The organism is Bacillus litorisediminis (assembly GCF_022808645.1).
Lineage (GTDB): Bacteria > Bacillota > Bacilli > Bacillales > JC228 > Bacillus_BF > Bacillus_BF litorisediminis.
This window is the reverse complement of sequence record NZ_JAKZKT010000011.1, coordinates 41807-61033: the sequence shown is the minus strand read 5'-3', so window position 1 is coordinate 61033 and position 19227 is coordinate 41807. Positions and strand designations below refer to the sequence as shown.

Sequence of the window (19227 nt, the reverse complement as noted above, 5' to 3'; positions counted from 1 at the left end):
AACCGTCCCTCTGTTTCACGTTTGACAATGCGAATGAGTCTTGATAGATTAGTAGTGTATTTGAATATGGATAATTAGGGATGTTACCGTTTGGGCATAACCTGATTCAATTTGAGGGCACTATAGGTGTGTGTTCATATTGGATCAGGTTTTTTATTTGCAAAGAATAGTGTTGGTTACTAAGCACTATATTGGTATTGGTATTTTAGATAATGAAAAAGGAGTTTATGCTATGAAAAACTATTCATTTCCCGAGAATTTTCTATGGGGAGGCGCGATTGCTGCGAATCAGGCTGAGGGTGCTTATTTAGCAGACGGCAAAGGCTTATCCATCGTTGATTTATTGCCAACAGGTCCAAATCGAAGGGATATCATGAAAGGAAATGTCCCTTCTTTTCAACCGCTGGATGGTGAGTTTTATCCGTCTCATGAAGCGATTGATTTCTATCAACGATATAAAGAAGACATAGCATTATTTGCCGAAATGGGTTTTAAAGCCCTTCGTGTTTCGATTGCATGGGCACGGATTTTCCCTAATGGAGACGATGCCTCTCCGAACGAAGCTGGATTACAGTTTTACGACGATCTATTCGATGAATTACTCAAGCATAATATACAGCCAGTTGTGACACTTGCCCATTTCGATGTACCAGTAAACCTAATCGAGAAGTACGGAAGCTGGAGAAATAGAAAGCTTGTTGACTACTTTGAAACGTATGCACAAACTGTACTAACCCGTTATAAAGATAAAGTCAAATACTGGATGACCTTTAATGAAATTAATATGCTGCTCCACCTACCTTTTCTAGGTGCAGGTCTTGTTTTTGAAGAAGGAGCGAATCGAAAACAAATTCAGTATCAGGCGGCACATCATCAATTGGTTGCGAGTGCGTTAGCTGTAAAAGCCTGTCATGAAATCATTCCAGATGCCAAAATCGGCTGTATGCTTGCAGCAGGTATGTTCTATCCATATACATGTAATCCTGAAGATGTATTCCATGCGATGGAAAAAGACCGCGAGTCCTTCTTCTTTATTGATGTTCAATCTCGCGGAGAATACCCTGCCTATTCCAGACGCTTTTTTAAAGAGAACGATATAACCATAGAGATGGAGCCAGATGATGAAAAAATATTAAAAGATCATACCGTTGATTATATTGGGTTTAGCTACTATTCTAGCCGAACAACCAGCACCGATCCTGAAGTGATTAAAAATTCAACCAGCGGTAACGTATTTGGTTCTGTCTCGAACCCCTACCTTTCTAAATCAGAATGGGGCTGGACAATCGATCCAAAAGGGTTCCGGATTACGGCAAACCAATTATATGATCGTTATCAAAAACCGTTATTTGTAGTTGAAAACGGACTAGGAGCCGTTGATACCATATCACCAGATGGTGAGATTCATGACGATTATAGAATTGATTACTTAAGACAGCATATCGCTGAAATGGGCGAGGCGATCCAAGATGGGGTTGAGATTATTGGCTATACAAGCTGGGGCCCGATTGATATCGTCAGTGCCTCAACAGGCGAAATGAAAAAACGCTATGGCTATATCTATGTCGATCGAGACAATGAAGGAAAAGGTACACTAAAAAGAATTAAAAAGAAGAGCTTTTATTGGTATAAACAAGTCATAGAGTCAAACGGGAAAAACCTAGATTAAGAGGAAACACAGGGACGGTTCTCCTGTTTCAATGAAACAGGAAAACCGTCCCTCTATATCTTAATGAAACAGGAGAACCGTCCCCCTGTTTCAAGTTGTAAGCGTTGACAGATATAAGGAGTAAAGTTATACTATAGTAAAAATTTATAGTAAATAAGTAGGATTGTTACTGATTTTTCAGGCAAAACCTAAGTCGCTTATAATGGAGATCTTTTTGGATCTTTTTTTGACGTGGCTTAGGTTATTTATATTTTATAGGATGCAAGATGTTGAGGAAGGAGGGTCAATTTGATGAAAATAGATAAAGTCCTTAACAATAATGTGATTAGCGTCATCCAAGAGGATGGCCATGAGCTAGTTGTTATGGGAAGAGGAATAGCATTTCAAAAAAAGAAAGGTGAAGAAATAGAAAAAGAAAAAATTGAAAAAATCTTTGCCTTAAAGGATAAGCAGACCTCTGATAATTTTAAAATGCTGCTTAGGGAAGTCCCCATTGAATTAATGAGTGAAGTAGAAGCCATTATTGATGATGCAAAAACCAATTTAGGGAAAAAATTGAATGAAAATATATATGTTTCCCTCACCGACCATATTAATTTTGCTTTAGAAAGGCATCAAAAAGGGGCAGTAATAAAGAATGCATTGTTATGGGAGATTAAACAATTATACAAAGAAGAATTTACTATTGGGCTAAAAGCTATTGAGAGAATCAATCAGAAATTCAATGTATCTCTTCCAGAGGATGAAGCAGGCTTTATTGCTATTCATATCATTAATGCTGAAATGAATGAAGATGTAACAACTACGCTAAATATTACTAAATTCATTCAACAGATCATTAATATTGTTAAATATCACTTTAATGTAGAGTTTGATGAGGAATCTTTAAACTATTTTCGTTTTATTACCCATTTAAAATTTTTTGCTCAACGTGTGTTTAAAGGAACTCATTACGAGAACGACGATGACTATTTATATATCATGATCAAGCAAAAGCACAAAGAAGCGGCCCAATGTACAGAGAAGATTAAAAATTTTATTAAACATCAGTACAATCATGAATTAACGAATGAAGAAATGCTCTATTTAACGATTCATATTGAAAGGGTCGTCAATAGACAATAAATGAAAATTTATCTGAATTGAAAACGTTGACATTTATCGAAAAAAGTATATGATAGTGGTATAGAAAATAGAATAACGTTCAATCTTAGGATTGTTACTGGTTATGCAGGCAAAACCTAAGTCAAGAAAAGTAGCGGGAGATTTCCGTTCTGCTATTTTTCCTGGCTTAGGTTTTTTATTTGCCAAAAATATATAGAAACCTGGGGGTGTAGTCGTGAGCTACGAAAAATTAGCAAAAGAAATCATAGAACTAGTAGGCGGAGAGAAAAACGTCACATCATTAGTACACTGTGCCACACGACTTCGATTTGTTTTAAAAGATACGTCGAAGGCGAACAAAGGGAAATTAGAAAATACAGAAGGCGTTATCACGGTTAAAGAGAGTGGCGGGCAATTCCAAGTGGTTATTGGGAATACAGTTCCTGAAGTGTACAATGCCATTGGAAAAGTATCGAATATTTTGAGTGAAAATAAAGCTAAAGATACATCCAATCAAGGGAAAAAGGGAAATATCGTTGGGCGTACAATTGACGTCATCTCGAGTATTTTTGCTCCTTTACTAGGTGTAATGGCTGGGGCCGGTATCCTGAAAGGTCTATTACTTATTGCAACGAACTTCGGCTGGTTAGATCCAGCAAGTACGACCTATATCATATTGGCGGCTACGGCAGATAGCTTATTCTACTTCTTGCCTCTTCTTTTAGCAGTTACAACGGCTAGAAAGTTTGAAGCAAATGTGTTCACAGCTCTAACTATCGCAGGGGCGCTATTGTATCCCTCTATCATCACTTTAAGAACAGATGGTGTTGAAACTGATTTCTTTGGGATTCCAGTCACATTGATGAGCTATTCATCAACTGTTATCCCGATTATTTTAGCTGTTATTGCCATGAGTAAACTTGAAAAGGTTTGTAATCGGTTCATTCATGATAGTGTGAAAAACTTCTTAACCCCATTAATCTCTCTTGTAATCATTCTGCCTCTTACTTTAATAGTATTTGGACCCATTGGAGTCAACGTAGGTAATGCGATTGCGGATGGATTAGTTGCAGTATTTAGCTGGAGTCCATTATTAGCTGGTGCCATTCTGGGTGCGAGCTGGCAGTTACTTGTGATTTTTGGTGTTCACTGGGGGCTAATTCCAGTATTTATTAACAACGTGGCGGTATATGGCAGAGATGGAGTCAAACCAGCCACTACCGCTTCCGTATTTGCACAAACGGGCGCAGCATTTGGCGTATTTTTGAAAACAAAGAATAAAAAGCTCAAAGCATTAGCAGGATCTACAACGATTACAGCATTATTCGGCATTACAGAGCCAGCTGTATACGGTGTCACATTACGATTGAAACGGCCATTTATCGCAGGAATTATTGGGGGTGCTGTTGGTGGTGCCATCATTGGCCAGGCTGGAACGCAAGCATTCGCTTCTGGAGCACCTGGACTATTAACTCTACCAATCTTCTATGGTCCTGGAGGCCAAGGATTCCCGGGTCTTATCTTAGGGATTGTGGCAGCGTTTATCGTATCAGCCGTTTTAACGTATATTTTAGGATTTGAAGATCCAGTTGAAGAAGCAGAAACAGACGATGAATCAAATGAAACAACTGAAAAATCAGATGAAGAAGTATTTAGCCCGCTAGATGGTAAAGTAACAGCATTGTCTAATGTGCCGGACCCAGCCTTTTCGTCCGAGGCAATGGGTAAAGGGATTGCCATCGAACCAACATCAGGAAGAGTGGTATCCCCTGTCAATGGAACCGTAACTGTTGCTTTTAAAACAAAGCATGCCATAGGTCTCGTTTCCGACAGCGGTGCTGAAATTTTAATCCATGTCGGGATTGATACGGTACAATTAGATGGGCAGTACTTTACTTCTCACGTCCAACAGGGCGACCGTGTTGCGGTTGGCGACCTTCTTTTAGAGTTTGATATCGATAAAATTAAAGAAGCTGGTTATCAAGTCGTAACCCCAATTATCGTAACCAACTCATCCAGCTATACAGAAATCGCAGCAACTAAAAAAGAATCCGTCAACCAACAAGACGCATTACTAAGCCTCAACGTACTAAGTGACACCGATAAAATAGCAGGATAGTGAAACATGGGGACGGTTCTTGTGTTTCAATCGCCATAGAAAAAACCAACTCCTAAGCTTGGAGTTGGTTTTTTCACTTAGTTCATGGTGAAAATAGACGGTTCTCCTGTTTCAGACGGTTGGCTGAACAGGAGAACCGTCCCTCTGTTTCACCTCGGTTTTGCCCAAACCAAATGTACAGTGCCGAACAAATGGTGTTCTATTTTTTCTATTTCTATATTCGATTGCTTAATGATGTGCACCATATCACGGTTAAGATGACATCCTACCATCTTCCTGTTTAATGGATTTAAAAGGTTTTGCAGATAACCAAGGAGTCGATTAGAACTAATCCCATGTTCGAGCAGCAGTATTTGTCCGTCTGGTTTGCACCATTTACTAAAGGAATCTAGCATTTTAATCGGATTCACGTATCCGCACATGGATAAGGTTGAGATCACGGTATCAAAAGACTGGTCCGGAAATGAGAAAGTTTCGACGTCGGAATGGATGAAAGTCGCTGAGACCCCTTCTTCATAGGCTGCTTCCTTTGCTTTCTTTAGCATTTCTTCACTAAAATCAACCGCTGTAACCTCAACCCCCTTAGGGTAAAAAGGAAAGTTTGCTCCTGCACCAACGGCTACCTCTAATACTTTACCTCTTGCAAAAGGAATCAACCTTTCTCGAAATTTCTTTTCCGATCGCTGTTTTCTTCTTCTCTCATAAATCCTCGCCTGTTTATCAAAAACTCGAATCAACTTGTCATTAGCCATTTACCCACAACCTTTTATCCAAATTTGAAACAAAGGGACGGTTCTTACGTTTCAAAAAACTGCCGTGCAGATGATTCAGTTATTTACCCCGCCTTATAATGTCTTTATCTTATTATATTCTTTGGCATAGGTCTTTTCTTTGTTTATTTAACAGAGGGACGGTTTTCACCCTTCGGCAGGAAAACAAAGATACGTTTAAAAAAGGGGGATGGAATGTGAAACAGAAGAACCGTCCCTCCGTTTCCCTCCGTTTCATGCCCTATTAATAAGCGAGGGGGAAACACCTAGAATTCTGGAGGCCTGGCGAAGTGATAGTCCATTGAGTTCTTTTATTGTTCGTAGCACTTTGGTTCGTTCTGTTTTAGGTAGACTCTTTACTTGTGCTATTTCCATAATGCCTAGTAATTTTTTGATTTCCATTCCCGCTTCTTGATCTGTTAATCTCTTCCGGCTTGCCCGCTCATCCAAAAAGCTATCGTTATCTAGAATCTCATTAAATTCTTTGAATCTTTCTTTTGCAATGAATAGATTGTCAGAGAAGTGACGTAGGATATATTGTTGATCCAGCAAATTCTCCGAAACAAGACTTTTTCCGTAGTAGCCACGACAGCTGCTCCATTTCCAGGCATCCACCCTTTCCACTATCCCTGCTTTCACTGGATTTTGGTGAATATATCTTATCACTCTCAATAAATATGGATATGTTTCCACATTCTCACTCCTGAAACGATCTTGAAACAGGTGTCCATTCGTATGGTACTTGCTGTTATAGTACCAAACAAAGCTCACACCTATTCGCTTCATCGTAACTGAAATATCTTCATTCCCCTCTTTTACAAGCAAGTGTACATGATTACTCATCAAACACCAGGCATAAATAATCATTTCAGATTGCGTTTTATATTTTGCGACAACATCTAGAAACCTACTACGATCATAATCATCGTGAAATATCTCCTGCCTATTAGCACCTCTCAGCATGATATGATATATACCACTATTACTCTTGACCCTGGGAATCCGGGGCATTCTATCACCACTATTCTGATTGGGTATTTGTGAAACATGGGGAAACATGGGTGAAACATGGGGACGGTTCTTGTGTTTCATAATAAAACAGAAGAACTGAACATTCTTTACCTTTAAAAGAGCTGAAACAGTCGATTGGAATTTTGTAAGTGAAGTTTTTTACATAATATAGAAGGTATTCGATAAAGGAAATTACTCTTAATGGGGCAAGTTACAAGCGGATATTCGTAATGACTGAATGGAGATATGGATTGCATCATCCTTTCTACAAGGTTTCTGGTCAACCGTCCCCTACTTATATCTTAAACTAGATTCCATATTTTTCAACATAAAACATAGGGACGGTTCTTGTGTTTCAGACGAGAGGATGAAACACAAGAACCGTCCCTCCGTTTCACTTAAGTTTTAGCAGCAAATAAATGAAATACGGGGCGCCGATGAGGGCGGTCATGATTCCGGCTGCTATTCCTTCTGGGTCTGCGAGGTTGCGGCCGATGGTGTCGGCCAACAGTAGGAGCCAGCCGCCAAGCAGGATGGCAATGGGCAGATACAGTTGGTTTCGCCGGCCTACTAGGGCTTTGGCTAGATGTGGTGCCATGAGTCCGATGAAAGCGATGCCTCCGGTAACGGAAACGGCTGCGGCTGCTAGAGCTACGGCCGCTAACAGAAGGACAAACCGCTCTTTTCCAATCGAGACGCCAACACCAATCGCCGTTTCCTCTTGCAAGCTTAATAGATTTAATTGTTGTGCCTTCAATAGGGTAAATGGAATAAGAATAACCAGCCACGGAAGTAATGCCAGAATAAACGGCCAATCTGTCCCCCAGATACTTCCTGCTAACCATTTTGAAATAAAATCAACTTTTTCCCGCTCCGAAGATGAGATCAGGATTACCATCGTTCCGGACATCGCCATCGAGAACCCGACTCCAACTAAAATCAACTTGACTGGCTGAAAACCGACCCGCTTGCTATACGAAAATAAAAAGATCAGACATGCTATCAAAAGCGCTCCCGCAAAAGCCACAACGGGAAGCAAATAAATAAACGTGCCAGCATCGATTGGGAAATACAAAAAGAATACGGCAATCGCGACTCCAGCACCAGAGTTGATTCCGATAATTCCCGGATCTGCTAAGTCATTTCGAGTAACGCCCTGAAGAATAGCACCCGATACAGCAAGAGCCATACCGGCTAGCAATGTAATCAAAATTCGCGGTAAACGGATCGAAAATAAAACGAATTCCTCTTTGAAGGTGCCCTCCCCCAGAATGGTCGGGAACAGCCGGTCGAATGATAGAGAAGCGTATCCGATCGACAAGCTAATAACCGCTGTCATCACAATCAGTACTAAAAACCCGAGCATGAGTATGCGCTGTTTTTTTACTAAACTAGGATGAATCATGAGAATGCCTTCCCTCCTTTACGGACAATGAATAAAAAGAAAGGAAGTCCCAACATGGCTACAATCGCTGGAACCGGGGTTTCAAAAGGAGCATTCAGATTGCGTCCAAGCGTATCCGCAATCAGCATAAATGCAGCTCCTAATAGTGCTGACATTGGCAAAACAGCGCGGTAATCGGTTCCGACCATTGCCCGTACAATATGAGGAATCATCAATCCGATAAACGCAAGATTTCCAACTAATGCGACCGAGGCCCCTGCCAATATGATGACAATCACAAACAAAGCGTATTTAATCTGGGTAATTTTTTGACCCAATCCAATCGCAAGCTCCTCATTTAAGCTAAGAATGGTAAGGTGTCTCGAGAGGAAAAGTGAAATCACAATGCCTGCAACAATAAAAGGAACTACAATCCCAAGCTGATTCCATGTAGTGCCAATAATCCCGCCGGCACTCCACATGGACACTTCCTTTGAAATTTTGAAATAAATTCCGACTCCTTCTGCAATAGCATAAAGAAATGCAGAAACGGCAGCTCCAGCTAGGACGATTCGAAGCGGTGAAAATCCTCCTTTTGTAAAGGCGCCAATACTAACAACCATAATCGCACCAATAGCCGCTCCTATAAAACAGGCAATCATGATTGCAAAGTAGTTGGCTCCAGGAATCAAGGCAATCGTTACAGCTAGGGCTGCGTTCGCTCCTGCTGTTAAACCGAGCAAGCCAGGGTCGGCTAAAGGATTTCTTGTTAATCCCTGCATGATGGCACCAGCTACTGATAGGCCCGCCCCGACAAATATTGCCCCTACTTCGCGCGGCAATCGGATTTCCCGAATCATGACAATCGTATCTGTTTTTACATCAGATGCGATAGCGAGCCACACTTCTTTTACACTGGTATCGGCCGCTCCAAAAACCATCGAAATAAAGAAGGTCACTATAAAAAGCAGGAAGCAAACGATAAATTTATAAAAAAATGACATTTTCCTTCTGTTCATCACCAATCAACCAATCTTTTTAGATATTAGAAGAGGAATTCCTTTTGAAAGAAATTCCTCTAAGCTATTACTTTCCAAGGAACGACTGCTTAAAAAAGTCGAGCTGATATTCTAGAGTAATAGGGTCATTAAAGTAAAATTCGTTTGCATTGGCAACAAACACTTGGCCATTTTTTACAGCCGGAATATTTTTAAACGTTTCGGACTCCATAAATGAACTTTGCTTATCCTCCGTTTTACTCACGACAAGATAATCTCCGACAAACTCTGGAAGCACTTCTAAAGATAATTGATAATAGCCTGGCTCTAATGCGGTTTCTTTCACTTTTTCTGGCATATTCAATCCCATTTCCTGATAGAGAATCTCCGTTCCGCGTCCCCAGTTATTACCAAAAACATAAAGCTCTTTATCAAAGTTTTCAATCACCGTCACAGTTGCATCCTCACCGATTTTCTTTTTAATTTCCTCTCCGGCTTCCTTTGCACGTTTTTTAAAATCATCAATCCACTTCTGAGCTTCTTCTTCCTTATTTAAAAGCTTTCCAATCTCTAAATGCTGTGATAAATAATCTAATTTTCCATAAGTAAAGGTAACAACCGGAGCAATTTCTTTTAATTTATCAATGTTTTTTGTATTAGAAAGCCCAATAATAAGGTCTGGCTCCAGTTCAATGATTTTTTCCAGGCTTTCATCTGTGACCTCTTCCACTCCCTCTAACGGATAGCGCGGATTCATTTTAGACCAAGAATCAACCCCAACAAGAGGGACATCTAGAGATAAAACATTCCCTGCAAAAGTCGAAAGTACAATGACACGCTGCGGGTTTGTCGGAACTTCTACCGGACCGTTTTCTGATTGATAGATAAACGTGTCAGATTCAGAAGATTTAGTATTGCTGTTAAAAGCATTTTGATCTGTTTTCTCTGACTGTTGGGCTGTTGAGCCACAAGCGCTAAGAGTGAGAGCCAACAAGAACAGAATCGTAATTTGCAGTTTTTTCATATTCGTTTCCTCCTTTTAAAAGGTTGTATGTTATACACATAGGCTTTTGAGTTCGGGGATCTCTTCCGATTTCAGCGTCGATTTGAAATACAGTTCGTAATACATCTCGTGTAATGACCTCTTCACTAGCTCCCGCTTTAACGATCTGGCCATCTTTTAAAGCAATTATGTAATCGGCGAATCGTGCCGCCTGGTTTAGGTCGTGAAGTACCATGACAATCGTACGCCCCTGTTCCCTATTTAGCTTTTGTAAAAGTTCAAGGACTTCAAGCTGATGGGCCATATCTAAATAAGTCGTCGGTTCATCCAGAAAAATCATGTCAGTCTCTTGTGCGAGGGACATAGCAATCCAAACACGTTGTCGCTGACCACCCGATAAGGCATCCACCGATTGATATTTAAACTCTGAAGTCCCCGTGACTTCCAATGCCCAGTTAATCACTTCCATATCCTTACTGGTTAAGCGCCCAAATCCCTTCTGGTAAGGATATCGTCCGTAGGATACTAACTCCCCTGCTGTAAGCCCGGTGGCACTTTCGGGTGTCTGCGGCAGGATGGCGATTTTTTTAGCCAAAGCTCTGGTACTCTCCCGAGAGATACTGCGACCGTCAAGGATGACTGCCCCCGACTGATAAGGAATAATGCGAGTCAGCGCTTTTAATAGAGTCGATTTTCCACAGCCATTGGAACCTATAATTGTAGTAATCTTTTTGTCTGGAATTTCGATACTCATATCCCGGACGATTAAGCGATCTCCATAGCTTATATTAAGGTCCTCTGTATATAGACGAGCCATCATACCGAGCCTCCCATAAAAAATTTAAGAATGATATTGATAATCATTATCATTACAGGTTACAATGACAATATAAAGTAATTGAGAATCATTGTCAATAAGGATTTGAAACACGGGGACGGTTCTTGTGTTTCAGAAGAAGAAACATAGGGATGAAACATAGGGACGGTTCTTCCGTTTCAACAATAAGAATAAAACAGAAGAACCGTCCCCCCGTTTCGAGGAGTGAGAAGGATGCAAAAAGCTGAATGTTTTGATGTAACGGTTATTGGCGGAGGTCCAGCTGGTCTTTACTCTGCTTTTTATAGTGGTCTTCGCGAAATGAAAACCAAAATTATAGATGCCCAGCCACAATTAGGGGGTAAACTGCATATTTATCCAGAAAAAATGATTTGGGACGTTGGGGGGCAAACACCCATCACAGGTGCCAGATTAATAGAACAGTTAGTGGAACAGGGTCTAACCTTTCAGCCAGAAGTTGTCCTAAACGAAAAGATTAATACGATTTCACGCAACGAAAATGGCCTGTTTGTTTTACGAGGATCATCTGGGCAGATACACGTTTCTAAAACCGTTATTGTTGCAGTGGGAAGCGGTATTTTGAAACCACAAAAGCTTGATATCGAAGGACAGAGTCTCGAAAAGGTTTCAAACTTACACTACACGGTGAAATCATTACAATACTTTAAGGATAAGGTCGTCATCGTTTCGGGTGGAGGAAATAGTGCGGTTGACTGGGCCAATGCGTTAGAGCCAGTAGCTAAAAAAGTATACGTTACACACCGGAGGGCCACTTTATCTGGACATGAATCGCAGGTTACGCAGCTATTAAATAGTTCAGCTGAATGCTTTTTTAACACATCCATAACAAGATTGTTAACGACAGAGAATGGAGATTTAATAGATCAAGTCGAATTAACCAATCATGCTTCAGGCGAAGTTTTCCATTTAGCCGCAGATGAAGTCTTGGTGAATCACGGATTTGAACAAGATGCCTCCCTCCTTAATAATAGCGAGTTAAATATTGAAATGATTGAAGACTTCTACATAGCTGGAAATGCGATGAGTGAGACTTCTGTAGAGGGCCTGTTTGCAGCTGGCGACATATTAAAGTTCGACGGTAAACTAAATTTAATTGCCGGTGCCTTCCAAGATGCAGCCAATGCCGTAAACAAAGCCAAACAATACATCCAGCCTGATGCAACGGCATATGCCATGGTTTCCTCTCACAATGAAATGTTTGATCAGCGAAATCGGGAAATCGTGAGAAGAATGTTGGGGTGAAACATAGGGACGGTTCTTTTGTTTCAGAAATAAGATGAAACAAAAGAACCGTCCCTCCGTTTCGTACCTACGTATCGGAAAATTTTTTATTGACTGAATATTCCATGTAATTTAGAATATGTCTAGACATATAGATTTTTGGGGGATAGGTGTGATGTCACAGAGTGTTAAAGAAGCGTTGCGGTTGAATTATAACAGTGAGTCTAAGGTGCCAAAGTATTTAAAAATCCGCAGTTCAATTCGGTCTATTATTGAACAAGGTCTAGTAAGGGAAAATGAGGTTTTGCCGACTGAAAGTGAGCTGTGTGAAATTTTTGAAGTAAGTCGGATGACGGTACGCCAGGCTTTAGATGAGCTAGTTCGGGAAGGGTTTCTTGAGAGACAGTCTGGATCCGGTACATTTGTGAAAACATTACGGTTAAAGGGCAGGCTTCGAACGATACAAAGTTTCTCAGGGGAACTCGCCTTAATGGGGAAATCCACGAGTACTAAATTGATAGGAGTTGATGTGGTTCAGCCAGATGAAGAAATTTTTAACAAGCTTCAGTTATCCGGCAAAATGAAAGCGCTTCAAATTAGAAGGATCCGGTATGTTGATGAGGAACCAATCGCTTACCAAAATTCATATTTGCCCTTCCCGCTTTTAGAGAGCTTGTTACATGAAAATCTGAATCATTGGTCTTTATACGATTTATTACAAGAAAAATATAAGCTTACTATGTCACATGGTATTGAGAATATCCAAGCGATCGTTATGCCTCGTTCGATTGCACCGTATTTACAGTGTCTTCCGGAGGCGGCCTGTTTTCATGTATCGAGATTGAGTTTCGTTAAGGAGTATGAAACTCCGATTGAGTACGTAGAGACGATCCTAAGAGGAGATAAATTCGTCTTTACGAATGAACTTAGTTATTAAATAAATTATTGGGGGTATGTGGGATGGCGGAGTTAGGTCGCAATGAGTCAGTAAAAATTAAGAAGGGATTTTGGACACCAAAACGTGTCGCACGTATTGCAATATTAATAGCGTTAAGTGCTGTCGGTGCTTTTATTAAGATTCCATCTCCAACGGGAACAGTTGCCTTGGATGCAGCAGCAGGCTTTTTTACTGCAGTAGCTTTTGGACCGCTTGACGGCGGAATTGTCGCGGGGCTTGGACATTTGTTTACCGCTGCAACTACTGGTTTTCCTTTAGGATTACCGTTGCACTTGTATGTAGCCCTACAAATGGTAGTATGGGCACTTATTTTCTGGTTTGTTGCCACGAAAGTAAATCTCTGGGTTGGCGTTGTCGTGGCTATACTGTGCAATGGTGCCGTTTCAGCAGCTCTTCTGATTCCGATTGGCGGTACGGGAATGTTTGTTGCCATGGTGGTACCACTTTTAGTTGGTTCGGCTGTGAATGTAATCGTTGCAGCACTGGCTTATAAAATTGTGAAAAAGAGTAACATCATTTAGATGGCGGAGGGGGTATGAACATGGTTTCTTACATTGATGATCCGGTAAAACAACTGCGAAAAATACGGGATTTAACCTTAATAGCTATCAATGATCACCAATACATTGTGATAGCTTGTGATTCTGATGGAGGTATTGGCAATAAGCCACAGGATGTTGTGAAGGTTGATGAGGAAACCATTGCTCAATTCGCTACGAGAGTCCCGCTCTTTGAGATCATCTCAAGCGGGGCTTCTCCCTTCCTCATCATTGATTGCTTATCATTTGAAATGGATGGTTCCGGCGAAAAAGTAATAGCCGCCATTAAGAAATACGTTCGTGAAGCTGGAATTCTGGAAGACATCCAAGTGACCGGCAGTACAGAAGACAATGTTCCGACGGTACAAACAGGGATTGGAGTAACTATTTTAGGTTTGGCAGATAAAAATCAATTCCATGTAGGCTCCTCAGTCCCTGGTGATCATCTTGTGTGTGTCGGAATCCCTAAAAGCGGACCAAAATATGAGGTTCGTATAGATGACCCAGAAATTATTTCTTTAAGAGAATTATTGAAAATCAGGAGACTGCCTTATGTTCATGACATTTTACCTGTAGGTTCTAAGGGCGTTTTGCATGAAGCCAACCAAATGGCGAAAAGTAGCTCCTTAGTTTACAAGCCTATCCAAAATCCAGGAATAAACATGAACCAATCTGCCGGTCCCTCTACTTGTGTTTTATTATCAATTCCTCTAGAAAAAATAAGAGATTTAATCATGGTTATACAAACACCAATCTTTATAATAGGTCAGTTGGGGAAGGAATAATCGACATGACGACCAAAACAGCTATTAAAATCTCAAACTTAAATTATACCTATGAAAAATCAAAAGAGCCCACCCTTTCAAATATAAATTTGACCATACCAAAGGGGCAGTTCACGGTTTTAATGGGGGCTGCTGGTGCCGGAAAAACAACGCTTCTGCTCACCTTAAATGGATTGATTCCGCAATTTATGGAAGGTCATTTTGAAGGATCTGTAGAAATTGGTGATTCTTTTACAGATGAAACTCCGATTCAGCAGCTCATTCAGAAAATTGGATTAGTGATGCAAGATCCTGAAACCCAAATATTCGGACTGACTGTAAAAGAAGATGTTGCATTTGGGCCAAGCAACTTGGGTCTTTTAATTGAGGAAATTGAAATGAGAATCCATGATTGTTTGGCTAAGGTTGGACTTTCCGGCTATGAAGAAAGGTCAACTGAATACTTATCTGGCGGCGAAAAGCAGCGTCTTGCAGTTGCTGGCATTTTGGCGATTGGTCCTGACATTATTGTTCTGGATGAACCAACTTCAGAATTAGATCCAGACGGGAAAGATGCGATTTTTGGAATCACGAAAGATTTGCAAAAACAGCGTGGAATGACGATTGTGATGGCAGAACATGAGTCGGAAAGGGTTCTTGCTTACGCTGACCATGTAGTAGTTATTCAAGACGGCTTAATTAAATGGCAAGGGGATCCTCAGACTTTGTTTGCACAAGAGGATCTGGTCAAACAGTTTTCTTTACGTCCTCCTGAAATTGCAAAGCTCTACTGGGAGTTCACGAAACAAGGAGGTCAGCTTGGAGAAAAATGTCCAAGGACCGTTGAAGAACTATATCGCTTATTGAACATCCAATCATTACCATACCCTTCAACTCAACAAATACACTATGAAGAAAATATGAATCTTCCCATTGACACCTCAGAACCAATCCTGCAAGTGGAAAACTTAAGACATGTATATCCGAACGGCCGGGAGGCATTAAAAGGAATCTCAACGACCATTTACAAAGGAGATTATATTGCAATCATTGGCCAAAACGGGGCAGGAAAGTCGACTTTCTGTAAGCACTTTAACCGATTACTTTCCCCTACAAGCGGTAGAATTTTATTTAAGGGCGAGGACATCTCTGACAAAACAACTTCCGACCTTGCGCAGCATATCGGATATGTTTTTCAAAATCCGGATCATCAAATTTTTTCTCCAACGGTTTACGAAGAAGTCACCTGGGGGCTGAAAATCAGAGGAGTCGGCGAGAAGAAACAAAAAGAACTTGCCCAAGAAGTCTTGGAGTTTGTGGGTTTGAACAAATATGCCAGCCAGCATCCCCTCTCCCTCAGTAAAGGGCTGCGTCAACGGTTAGCGGTGGCCACTGTATTAATTCTAGAACCAGATGTCCTAATTATTGATGAACCTACCACTGGTCAGGATTGGCAAGGAACGCAGGATATGCTCCGCCTAATCAACCGGCTGCATGAAAAAGGGCACACCATTATCATCATTACACACAATATGTCTTTGGTTACCGATCATGCCAAACGTGTATTTATCATGGGAAATGGTCAATTATTAAAGGACTGCAAACCTGAAGAAACATTCATTGACCATGAGATCCTAAGAGAAGCCAGAATTAAACCCACTCAGCTGGTACAACTAGCCGAGAAACTGCAGTTATCTCACCATGATATTTCGGTTACTTCTCTAGTCAGGAAGCTAATGGAAGGAGTGCCTAAACATGCTTGATTACATCCCGAGTAATAGTTTTGTCCATAGACTGGATGTAAGAGTAAAAGCTCTGGTGTTCTTATTATTAACGGTAGTTTCCTTTATTTTTAATCATCCGCTCTTCAATGCGGTGCTCGCCTTGTTTATTACGATTATTTATGTTTATATAAATATTCCTTTCTCACAATTATGGAAACTTTTAAAGCCTTTAGTTCCTATTTTTTTCATGATGATTTCCATATCAGGGTTCACCTACCCTGCTGATCAATTTAAAAGTGAGTTTGCGCAGCAGGTACTATTTTATGGCTGGTTTGATGAAGGTCTCCCTTTTTTATATGGAGGATTATTCTTTGGTCTGACTTTAATTTTTAGGATATACACCATGGTTGTTCTCACCTCCCTTTTTACGGCAACGACACCTTTAGATGATTTTATTCAATTGTTGAACGCCATGCGGCTACCCCAGCCGCTCACCTTTATCGTCGTAACAGGGATTCGCTTTATTCCAACCATGCAGAAAAAAGTCAACCAGGTTTATGATGCACAAAAAGCACGGGGTGCAAAGCTTGCCGGAAACGGATTTTTCAGTCAGATCAAGGCTTTTATTCCTGTGATGATCCCGCTTTTTGTAGACTCTATACGAATGTCAGAGAAGCTTGCTATTTCAATGTTGAATCGGGGCTATGGAGCCTCCAAAAAACGAACCGCTATTAAAACTTTAAAGATGCAGTCTAAAGATTACATCTTTTTTGCAACCGTATTAGTCATTACAGGATCATTAATATATTTGCGAATGTTAGGATATGGGGTTATTTAGGAAATAGATACGATATTTTGAAGGAGTTGCTGCTCTATGTCACTCAGCAAGGTGGTTGGAAGTTTAGTGGGTGTGGCTTTAGGAGATGCCATGGGAATGCCCTCCGAGTTATGGTCAAGAAAAAAGGTTAAAGAACGGTTTGGTAAAATCACTGAATTTCTGCCTGGCCCCGATGACCATTTTATTGTAAAGGGATTTAAAGCGGGAGAGTTTACCGACGATACATCTCAAGCCATCAAAATCTGTCAATCTATTATAAAAAACAATGGAAAGATCGAAGCGGCCTCGATTGCTTATGCGATACTAGAGTGGGCTGAAGAAAATGATGCTTTTAATAAAAGATATTTAGGACCAAGCTCTGAAAAGGCATTGAGAAATATTCAAAATGGCGTCCCTGTCGAAGAAGCCGGTGGAATGGGTGATACAAACGGAGCTGCAATGAGGATTGCCCCGATTGGCATGATTAGTAAATCGGAGGATATAACCGCTTTAGTAGATAATGTCGAAGAAGCAAGTAAGGGAACTCATAACACCAATATCGCTATAGCAGGTGCTGCTATGCTGGCTGCAGCCATTTCTACCGCTATCGACACAGACAACTGGAATACAATTCTTGAAAATGCTTTTAAAGCATACGATGTCGGCATGAATCGCGGGAATGATACGTACGGAGCTTCCTCCAAAGTACGGCTTAAGCTCGCCTTAGAATGGATTGACAATGGTGATGAAGAAGAAGTTCTTATGGATAAGCTGTATAATATCATTGGTGCTGGAGTAGCGACAACAGAAGCGGTCCCTACCGCTATTGCTCTCGCCTACTATGCAAAAGGAGATCCTATGAAAGGAACCCAGCTTGCTGCAAGTCTAGGCGGAGATTGCGATACCATCGGTGCCATGACCGGCGGATTATGCGGTGCCTACTCCGGAATTGAGGCTATTCCTTTAGATATAGTTGAGCAGCTTGAAACAGTGAATAACGTGAACCTGCGTGAGCTGGCGGAGAGGCTTTATCCATATCGGAGGTAAAAACATGGGTGAAACAAAGGGACGGTTCTTGTGTTTCAAAATCAAGAATGAAACACAAGAACCGTCCCTCCGTTTCAAAATCAAACATTTACACTGTTTCTAAATGGATTACAAGGACTAATATCAACTTCCACTTCTTCATTTAATGCCAGTTGAGCCGCTAATTTCCCTATGTATGGACCGATTGTAAGGCCTGAGGCGCCAAGACCCGTAGCAACTACTACTCCATCGATTGAAGGTACATGTCCGAATAACGGCAAGTAATCTGGACCAGCTGGACGAAATCCAATCCTGATGTCATGAAGTGTACTGTCTGATAGACCTGGTGCTACTGATAACGCTTCATCCAACACTTCTTTGAGTCCGGCAGCCGTTACACGATAGTCAAATCCGGAACCCGTTTCCCTTGTTGCCCCAACCACAACCCGATCATCAAAAGAGACAAGATAATGACTGCTTTGCGGAAGAACGACTGGCCAATTGGATGTATCTTGGCCTGGAAGCGTTAGATGTACGATTTGTCCCTTTTGGGGTTCAACCGGAATACTGATGCCGAATGGCTGTAATAATTCTGAAGCCCATGCTCCTGCTGCGATTACAACAGCATCTGCAGATAAGAATTCATCATTTACTTTGACGCCGGTTACTTTTCCATCTGCCACTTCAAGCTTAGCTTCTCCAGCCTGATGAACTACCCCATGTTTTTGCGCTGCTCTTTTCATTGCATCTCTTAATAATCGTCCATCCACTCGAGCGGCTCCAGTTACGTATACAGCTCCTAAGTTGGCTCTTAGAGGAGGAAACATATTACGAGCTTCTTCCGGAGATAAGCGGGTAACCTCACCAACCGCAGGTGTTTCAGCTTGACGTTTTCTTACCTTGTCTTCAATTCTATTCAATTCATCTTCATCATTACTGACAGCTAATGCACCAACCACCCGATATCCAAATTCATGTTCACCATCCTCTTTCAGCTGGGAAACTAAATTCGGATAGTAACAGGCTCCGCCTTTAGCAAACGTATACCAGTCTTGATCTTCTACTCTTGAAATCCAGGGGCAGACAATACCCGCACCCGCTGCAGTCGCTTGCCCCTCATGAAACTTATCAACCAAGACAACGTCCGCACCCTTTTTCGATAAATGATAAGCTGCGCTTGCTCCAACAATTCCCGCTCCTACGACTATTATTCTCATTCTAAAAAATCCTTTCTATCAGAATTTTAACGAAATTTTCCTAA

Annotated in this window: 17 protein-coding genes; 10 read left to right on the top strand and 7 right to left on the bottom strand. The window is 41.1% G+C overall.

Features of this window, described 5'->3' with window-relative positions:
* Positions 1–232 precede the first annotated feature (232 nt).
* The 3 genes from ascB to MLE14_RS07870 all read left to right on the top strand — a co-directional run bounded on the left by ascB (position 233) and on the right by MLE14_RS07870 (position 4892).
* Positions 233–1669, top strand: coding sequence for a 6-phospho-beta-glucosidase (ascB, locus tag MLE14_RS07880; RefSeq protein ID WP_243297813.1), 1437 nt, complete (start codon positions 233–235; stop codon positions 1667–1669).
* 291 nt (positions 1670–1960) lie between these two features.
* Positions 1961–2794 carry a BglG family transcription antiterminator LicT gene (gene licT / locus MLE14_RS07875; RefSeq protein WP_243297812.1) on the top strand — a complete coding sequence of 278 codons (834 nt, stop codon included), beginning with the start codon at positions 1961–1963 and terminating at the stop codon, positions 2792–2794.
* A gap of 214 nt (positions 2795–3008) precedes the next feature.
* Positions 3009–4892, top strand: coding sequence for a PTS beta-glucoside transporter subunit IIBCA (locus tag MLE14_RS07870; RefSeq protein ID WP_243297811.1), 1884 nt, complete (start codon positions 3009–3011; stop codon positions 4890–4892).
* A 149-nt stretch (positions 4893–5041) separates the two neighbouring features.
* Here MLE14_RS07870 and MLE14_RS07865 read toward each other — a convergent pair whose 3' ends face one another.
* The 6 genes from MLE14_RS07865 to MLE14_RS07835 form a co-directional block, all read right to left on the bottom strand.
* Entirely contained in the window at positions 5042–5644 is a 603-nt protein-coding gene (locus tag MLE14_RS07865; RefSeq protein WP_243297810.1) for a class I SAM-dependent methyltransferase, read from the bottom strand.
* Between the two features lie 252 nt (positions 5645–5896).
* Entirely contained in the window at positions 5897–6673 is a 777-nt protein-coding gene (locus MLE14_RS22440; RefSeq protein WP_390628459.1) for an REP-associated tyrosine transposase, read from the bottom strand.
* Between the two features lie 394 nt (positions 6674–7067).
* Positions 7068–8078 carry a FecCD family ABC transporter permease gene (locus MLE14_RS07850; RefSeq protein WP_243297809.1) on the bottom strand — a complete coding sequence of 337 codons (1011 nt, stop codon included), beginning with the start codon at positions 8076–8078 and terminating at the stop codon, positions 7068–7070.
* Positions 8075–9076, bottom strand: a complete 1002-nt coding sequence (locus tag MLE14_RS07845; RefSeq protein ID WP_390628456.1) for a FecCD family ABC transporter permease — start codon at positions 9074–9076, stop codon at positions 8075–8077. The genes MLE14_RS07850 and MLE14_RS07845 overlap by 4 nt, the downstream gene beginning before the upstream one ends.
* A gap of 67 nt (positions 9077–9143) precedes the next feature.
* A complete protein-coding gene (locus MLE14_RS07840) occupies positions 9144–10079 on the bottom strand; it encodes an iron-hydroxamate ABC transporter substrate-binding protein (protein ID WP_243297808.1) in 936 nt (311 codons plus the stop codon).
* Positions 10030–10875 carry an ABC transporter ATP-binding protein gene (locus MLE14_RS07835; RefSeq protein WP_243297807.1) on the bottom strand — a complete coding sequence of 282 codons (846 nt, stop codon included), beginning with the start codon at positions 10873–10875 and terminating at the stop codon, positions 10030–10032. Before MLE14_RS07835 ends, MLE14_RS07840 begins: the two co-directional genes overlap by 50 nt.
* Before the next feature lie 234 nt (positions 10876–11109).
* Between MLE14_RS07835 and MLE14_RS07830 the strand changes: the two genes are divergently transcribed.
* From MLE14_RS07830 to MLE14_RS07800, 7 genes are all read left to right on the top strand, one after another.
* Entirely contained in the window at positions 11110–12159 is a 1050-nt protein-coding gene (locus MLE14_RS07830) for an NAD(P)/FAD-dependent oxidoreductase (protein WP_243297806.1), read from the top strand.
* 154 nt (positions 12160–12313) lie between these two features.
* Positions 12314–13075, top strand: coding sequence for a GntR family transcriptional regulator (locus tag MLE14_RS07825; protein WP_243297805.1), 762 nt, complete (start codon positions 12314–12316; stop codon positions 13073–13075).
* Between the two features lie 23 nt (positions 13076–13098).
* Positions 13099–13617, top strand: coding sequence for an ECF transporter S component (locus MLE14_RS07820; protein ID WP_243297804.1), 519 nt, complete (start codon positions 13099–13101; stop codon positions 13615–13617).
* 20 nt (positions 13618–13637) lie between these two features.
* Positions 13638–14420, top strand: coding sequence for an AIR synthase related protein (locus tag MLE14_RS07815; protein WP_243297803.1), 783 nt, complete (start codon positions 13638–13640; stop codon positions 14418–14420).
* Positions 14421–14425: 5 nt separating this feature from the next.
* Positions 14426–16162, top strand: coding sequence for an ABC transporter ATP-binding protein (locus MLE14_RS07810; RefSeq protein WP_243297802.1), 1737 nt, complete (start codon positions 14426–14428; stop codon positions 16160–16162).
* Entirely contained in the window at positions 16155–16961 is an 807-nt protein-coding gene (locus tag MLE14_RS07805; RefSeq protein ID WP_243297801.1) for an energy-coupling factor transporter transmembrane component T family protein, read from the top strand. Before MLE14_RS07810 ends, MLE14_RS07805 begins: the two co-directional genes overlap by 8 nt.
* A 36-nt stretch (positions 16962–16997) precedes the next feature.
* Positions 16998–17987 (top strand): ADP-ribosylglycohydrolase family protein, encoded by a 990-nt coding sequence (locus MLE14_RS07800; RefSeq protein WP_243297800.1) that lies wholly within the window; start codon positions 16998–17000, stop codon positions 17985–17987.
* Between the two features lie 80 nt (positions 17988–18067).
* Here the strand turns inward: MLE14_RS07800 and MLE14_RS07795 are convergent, their stop codons facing one another.
* Positions 18068–19183 carry an NAD(P)/FAD-dependent oxidoreductase gene (locus MLE14_RS07795; protein ID WP_243297799.1) on the bottom strand — a complete coding sequence of 372 codons (1116 nt, stop codon included), beginning with the start codon at positions 19181–19183 and terminating at the stop codon, positions 18068–18070.
* Positions 19184–19227 lie beyond the last annotated feature (44 nt).